We start from the raw sequence: 6,203 nt of genomic DNA, 5'->3' as shown, positions 1-6,203 counted from the left end.
CTTCTACAACCGCACCCGCAAACAGGCACGACTTGGTTATCTGTCGCCTGCTGCTTTCAGCCAACAATACTATGCAAAACAGATGACCGCTTAACCCGTTGGACTCTGTGATTGACGACCTACCTCAGGTTTCTGGTCGGAAGAAATTGAAATGGTACGCCGCCAGTCGTATCCGCGATATTGGGAGCAATTGAGCTGGTCACAGAAAAAGCTGGCCAATCTGATGCGTAAAATTGATGTTTTTTTCTAAATACACGGACTGCATGCAGCCGCTTGCTCGTCCGGGTAGAAAGGGTAGTGGTTACTTTATTTGGCAGATCAATATCATGAACGCATGGCAGGAAAGATTGGCACTCCTGAAATATAAGGGAGGATTCAAGGCGGCAGTATTCTGGCTGATTAAAGTGCTATGCAGAGTAGAGATTTATTTTTTCTGCACAACTGATTTGACACAGCGGCAAACGCCGTTATCACAGCCTCCTGTAAAAAAACCCGGGGCAGAAGTATTCCACTTTATTTCTCTAAGCTCCACCCGGGATATTGCCATATATCCAAACGAACTGATCGAACAAATCAATTCACAAAGCGGTCAGAGTGTTGCACAACTTATCCGTAACAATGCAAGAGTCTACGCATTGATCGACGGGACACAAGTCGTATCACAAACAAATATCAGCCACAGCGCTGTTATCCGGGTTGATTCACCAACAGATTTAGATATTGGCCTGGTGTCCGGGGACGCCTTCCTTGGCTATTTATTCACTTCCCCCCGTTACCGTGGATTAGGTGCTGCAGCATTGCTACTGGAAATGGTGTGTGAAGATATGAAGAAGCATGGCTGTTCCAGAATCGTGACACATATCCGTTCCACCAATGTGTCTTCACTTAATACTTTCAGGAAATGCGGCTGGCTCAAAGCCGGCTGGATAGCTGTCAGTACCGGCAATCGCCTTCTGCTGCGCCACCTGCAAAAAACCGGCATTACTGTCCTGGCTGTTAAATAATCCCGCTAGTCCCGACTGACTGACCACTTACGGAGAAAGCGGCGAATTCTGGATTTTAATCCCCATTTTTCAATAAAATCCCCTCCTAATCGGGAAAGCGTGTTGAATCCGCGTAAGGTATAGGCAAGCACGCCCAGCGGAAATTTTCTCGGAACCAGATAAAAATTCTGCTCTATCCGATACATATTGGATAAGCTTCTTTTTCTTTCATTATCTCCATACAAAAAATCCAATCGGGTGACTCCACAGCCAATCAGATCACGGATCCGATAGATCTGCACAATTGTACCGACAGATTTATCTCCCCAGGCGGGATCGTAGCCGGTTTGTTCCGCATAGTAGATACCACCATAAATGTAACCATGCTGGAACGCGACCGGCTCCTGATTACAAATCAGAAGATAACTCTGAAACCAGCCATTCTCTGCAGCACTTGTAAGAACATGGCGTGTTTCAATATCATCGCGAATACCAAGACCGAGTAAATTACGCTGATAAGTTTTATCAGATACCTGTTGAGCCAGAGGTAAAAATTCCAGTACATCTTCAGGTGTAGTAAATATGTGGTGATTAATCGTGATTTCAGGATCCTGTTCAAGACGGCGCAAAGCACGTCGCACTTCTTTACGGGTTCCATATCCCAGATTCTGAATATATTCCTCAAAGCTTTTAGGTAATGCAATCAGCCGTCTGTGATAAGCCTTTCCGGAAGGGAAAATCTGATACTTTTTCTGCAAAGCAGCATCGTTCTGAAGAAACTGGCCAAACGGTGAATCCAGTTCAACGCCCAGCCCAAACAAGGTTTCGCGATTTCCAAGTATTTGCCATATGCTATCGAACAGACTGCGCAGGACTTTCTCTGCATCGATTCCTTCCGACAACAAAGGGCTTGTTGTCATGCTGTAACGACGGATCCGGTATTCCCAGAGTGAAATACCGAATAATTCAAAACTCAAAGAGGATGGATGTACGAAAAATGGAGCGTAACCGGACAATGAGCCATCTCGTGCAAAATACAAAAAGATTTTGACGGATTTATCATGGCTGCATTTGGTATAAAGCCAATCCGGGTCATGATCCATAACAGCAGCGGAATGGTGCCGAATCAAATCTTTAACAGCCAGCAATGCCTGAGTTCGTGCTGTGGTATCGAGCTGATCCAGATCTTGCCATTCCCGGCCATCATCAAGTTGCGGTATATCGTATGATTCTGGAAGCGGTACATTTTGCGAAGACATAAACCTTCAGGATAAATAAATTCAGAGTAAGTAAACAATATGACCTTATGCGGCCGATCGAAGTATTTTTTTGATATAGGACTTCAATTTCAGCCTGTCCAGTACCTGGACGATACCGCGTGATAATCCGTCACTACCGGCATGTAATGCCACTCTGATCAGATTGCGCCAGGTGCGTCGAAAATAATAAATATCCGCACAATATTGTGCACTGGTTGCAAAGAATGCCTTATGGGCTCCCTCTCCCTCAGTAAAATCGAAGATCTTTATGCGGTCCGCTGCAAACAGACATTGCAAAGCATAGTACTGAAGTAATGTTCCAGGTGACCAGCATTGATATTCCGGATCGTGACCCACGTATTCGTAGAGAGCAATCCCGTTATGCACCGGACAATAAATATAGGCAACCGGTTTTCCCTGATAAAAAAGAATATAACCGCGAACGTTACCCTCTGCGGCAAGCGCCAGCATATCTTTACAGAATTGTTGACCGGAAGGCAAGCCACAGTCAAGTAGCCGTTCCTGGTAAGTCTTCTGTGAAACTTCCATTGCCAGTTTATAGAATTCATGCATCTCTTCCGGCCTAAGATATTCTCTCCAGTCGATTTCTCCCCCCGAAAATTCCGCAAACTTCTTTATTTTTCGTAAAAGTGTATTTCTGGATTTGGCAGAAAATTTCTTCAGATAATTCTCAAAACCACCATCGAGTACAACCCAGTGTCGCTGATAGCTTGAGGGAATATATCGAATTGTTTGCGGCAATATATTGAGTCTTGGCAAAGGAGACTCAATCGGATGAGAACGTGTTACCACCACATTAACAGAATTTCCAAAAAATTCTGCAAGCTCTTCCGGCACGACCGGATGAGCAGGTAGTTCAGTAAAATGCGTTTTCAGTACACAGGCATTCAGCGGCCAGGTAAGAAGCCTGATTTCCCCCAATCGTACGGTAAAATTTATTGATTGCCTGGACCATTTCTCCATTAGAAAAACCTTGAATAGACCTGCTCGGTATAACGTCTGATTGTATGATGCGGGCGGGAACGCAAAACCCCGGGTGAGTTTATTTCAGGAATGACTCCCGGATCAAGTTCAGAGAACAAAGCCGTTCTAAACTTACCGGCATGATCAGACAAAAATTTGCACAAATGATTAAAGCGGCTGATATTCAACTTATCTGGCAAACTCAGCTTGCCAGCACTTCTACCCTTGACCAGCTCAAAGCTGTGCAAAACAATCACAAATGAAAACCAGCCCTGCCGCCAGGCATCCAGTAAAGCTGTTTTCATTTCCTCAGCTGAACATGCTGCCAGCTGCGCATGCCGTTGATGCCCGGGATAATCCTGGAAAAATGAAATTGGAAATTCCCATACTTCTTCAAATTTATGCGGCTGCAACAACGGTTTATCCACATCAATCTTGCAGTCTTCCCCCAGATAGCAAAAGTTATAGCTGGAATCAAACGACAACCCGTTTTGTGCCACAGCACGTAACGTATCCCGATTGGCGCCATAACTCCCGGCACGAAAGGCATGGAGCTTTTTTACGCCAGCTGCCTGGAGACTGCGTACTCCCTTTGCTATCAATGCAGCCTGTTCATCCAGCGTGAATTGGTGTATGTATTGCCTGAAACAGGGAGGAACAGTCGGATCATGAATTTCACTGAGCCATTCAGTATGCAGGTGCAGCTGGACTTCCTGGCCATTACGCTGAATCAAATCAACCACATCAGCAAGATGATGGCCGCCAGCCCGGTCAGCAAACAGTGGCTCCAGAAAATAAGTGGCTTTTAACCCGTACCGGTTTAGCTGCTCAATTTGATAAGGCAGCCCAAAATCCCCTTCAGCAGTTCTGCCATAAAAGCACGCAGCAATTTCTTCATCAAACGTTTTTTTATCCGGTGACAGGGCACGCACCGGCCAACCCTCGGAATAAGGCCATAGCTCGGTATCAACAGTGAGATAGACGTTCAGCACTGAATTACCCTGCTTTCCGGTTGAGCATTCTGTGATTGACTGAATCAACCTCAGGCAACTTTTCTATCCTGACCCGTATATGACACATTTCCCGCATTGAGGGTATTGCGCAGAAAAGCCTCAAACATCAGTAACGTCCAGATAGGGGCGCTAAAATCCCGCCTGCCGGACTGGTGCTGATCCAGCATTTTTTTAACGAAGGCCATGTCAAAGATTCCTGTATCCGCTAACGTATTGCCAAGTAATGCTGTACGTACACGTTCGCGCAACGGGCCGCGAAACCAGCTGGCCAGCGGTACGGCAAAGCCCATCTTGTTACGGTAAAGCACTTCATGTGGCAAATACGGTTCCAGTGATTTTTTGAGCACGTATTTACCCTCCTGCTGGTGTAATTTCATGGAAGCAGGCAGCCCCGAGACCCATTCAACCAGCTCATGATCCAGCAGCGGAACGCGCACCTCCAGCGAATGGGCCATACTGGCACGATCCACCTTGGTCAGGATATCACCTGTAAGATAGGTTTTCATATCCAGATACTGAATCAGTGACAAAGGATCCTGTGTCGGGCTTTTATCCGCATAACCACGCAGCACCTCAACTGCCTGATAGCCTCGCAAACTGTGATGAAAATCCCGGGTAAACAATTGTGCACGCAGCCGATTGTCCAGAATGGATACGCTATGGAAATAACCTTCCACAGAATCACGTGCAAGCGATTCAAACGTGGTCTTGGCACGCAGAAACTTAGGCGCCCAGTCCGCCTTGGGATAAACATCACCCAGCAGGCCAAACAAGGGTTTTCGTAATCCTAACGGTAACCTGGAACGCAACCGTTCTTCTATCATGTGCCAGCGGTAACGGCGGTAACCGGCAAAGTTCTCGTCGCCCCCGTCTCCGGAAAGTGCCACTGTCACCCGTTTTCTGGCGAGCTCACAGACACGATAAGTCGGAATGGCGGAACTGTCAGCAAACGGCTCATCGTACAATGCGGCCAGCCGGTCAATAAGATCAAAATCGTCCTGTTTTACCTGCTCAGTAAAATGTCGGGTCTGGTAGCGCTCGGCAACCAGTCGGGCATAATCTGATTCATCAAAAGCAGGGTCAGCAAAAGCAATCGAGCAGGTATTGACCGATTCTTTCATCAGGCCACCCATCATTGCCACAACAGCACTGGAATCCACTCCCCCGGAAAGAAATGCGCCAAGCGGCACTTCGCTCATAAGATGACTGTCCACAGCATTTCGTAACCGGACAACCAGCTCTTCTGCCGCCTCCTCTTCACTTAAAACACCATGTGGCGCAAATGGTATATCCCAGTACTCACGGGGTAAGGCTGGCTGCTGTCCCTGATGCAATAATAATGAGTATCCAGGGTTCAGCTTGAACGCATTTTTAAAAATGGTTTTCGGCTCGGGGATGTAGCCATAGGCAAAATAATCTTCTATCGCCTGATGATCGAGTGTCTTGTCAAAATCCGGGTGGACCAGCAATGCCTTGAGTTCCGAAGCAAACAAAAATAACCCGTTATCCAGCAGGGTGTAATAAAATGGCTTGATACCCAGCCGGTCACGCGCCATAAACAGCATTTGCCGGTTGCGATCCCATACGGCAAAAGCAAACATGCCGCTGAAACGTTCCACACAGTGTTCGCCCCACTCTTCCCAAGCATGTACGATTACCTCAGTATCACAATGGGTACGGAATTGATGCCCCAATGCTGTCAGTTCTTTAGCCAGCTTCTGAAAGTTATAGATTTCACCATTGAACACGACAACCACGCTGCCATCTTCATTAAACAGCGGTTGCTGACCACTGGATACATCCATGATAGACAGGCGGCGATGTCCAAATCCCAAACCGGGCTCAATATGTACCTGCCCTTCGTCCGGGCCACGGTGCGTTAGTGTCTGGTTCATGCAGTGCAGCAGATTACGGTCAATCCCGCTGCCACTTCGTATATCAAATACACCTGTTATTCCACACAT

5 protein-coding genes are annotated in these 6,203 nt (G+C 47.0%); 1 reads left to right on the top strand and 4 read right to left on the bottom strand.

From position 1 onward, the window contains the following. Positions 1–326: 326 nt before the first annotated feature. The gene (locus tag IT527_RS05010; RefSeq protein ID WP_292967295.1) at positions 327–1,004 is read left to right on the top strand and encodes a GNAT family N-acetyltransferase; all 678 of its coding nucleotides are present in this window, start codon (positions 327–329) and stop codon (positions 1,002–1,004) included. A 5-nt stretch (positions 1,005–1,009) separates the two neighbouring features. On the opposite strand, the gene IT527_RS05005 is transcribed toward IT527_RS05010, so the two are convergent. Genes IT527_RS05005 through IT527_RS04990 form a run of 4 tightly spaced genes read right to left on the bottom strand, consistent with a single transcriptional unit; the run spans position 1,010 to position 6,203 of the window. Then, positions 1,010–2,242, bottom strand: coding sequence for a GNAT family N-acetyltransferase (locus IT527_RS05005; RefSeq protein ID WP_292967293.1), 1,233 nt, complete (start codon positions 2,240–2,242; stop codon positions 1,010–1,012). A gap of 45 nt (positions 2,243–2,287) precedes the next feature. Then, on the bottom strand, positions 2,288–3,226 hold the full coding sequence (locus tag IT527_RS05000; protein WP_292967291.1) for a GNAT family N-acetyltransferase: 939 nt from the start codon (positions 3,224–3,226) through the stop codon (positions 2,288–2,290). After that, positions 3,226–4,218: a hypothetical protein gene (locus tag IT527_RS04995; RefSeq protein WP_292967289.1), complete on the bottom strand. Its 993-nt coding sequence runs from the start codon at positions 4,216–4,218 to the stop codon at positions 3,226–3,228. Before IT527_RS04995 ends, IT527_RS05000 begins: the two co-directional genes overlap by 1 nt. Positions 4,219–4,268: 50 nt before the next feature. Continuing rightward, the gene (locus IT527_RS04990; RefSeq protein WP_292967287.1) at positions 4,269–6,203 is read right to left on the bottom strand and encodes an XrtA/PEP-CTERM system amidotransferase; all 1,935 of its coding nucleotides are present in this window, start codon (positions 6,201–6,203) and stop codon (positions 4,269–4,271) included.

It is taken from the genome of Nitrosomonas sp. (assembly GCF_020852615.1).
Lineage (GTDB): Bacteria > Pseudomonadota > Gammaproteobacteria > Burkholderiales > Nitrosomonadaceae > Nitrosomonas.
The sequence above is the reverse complement of the archived record's forward strand: the minus strand, read 5'-3'. Positions and strand labels throughout refer to the sequence as shown.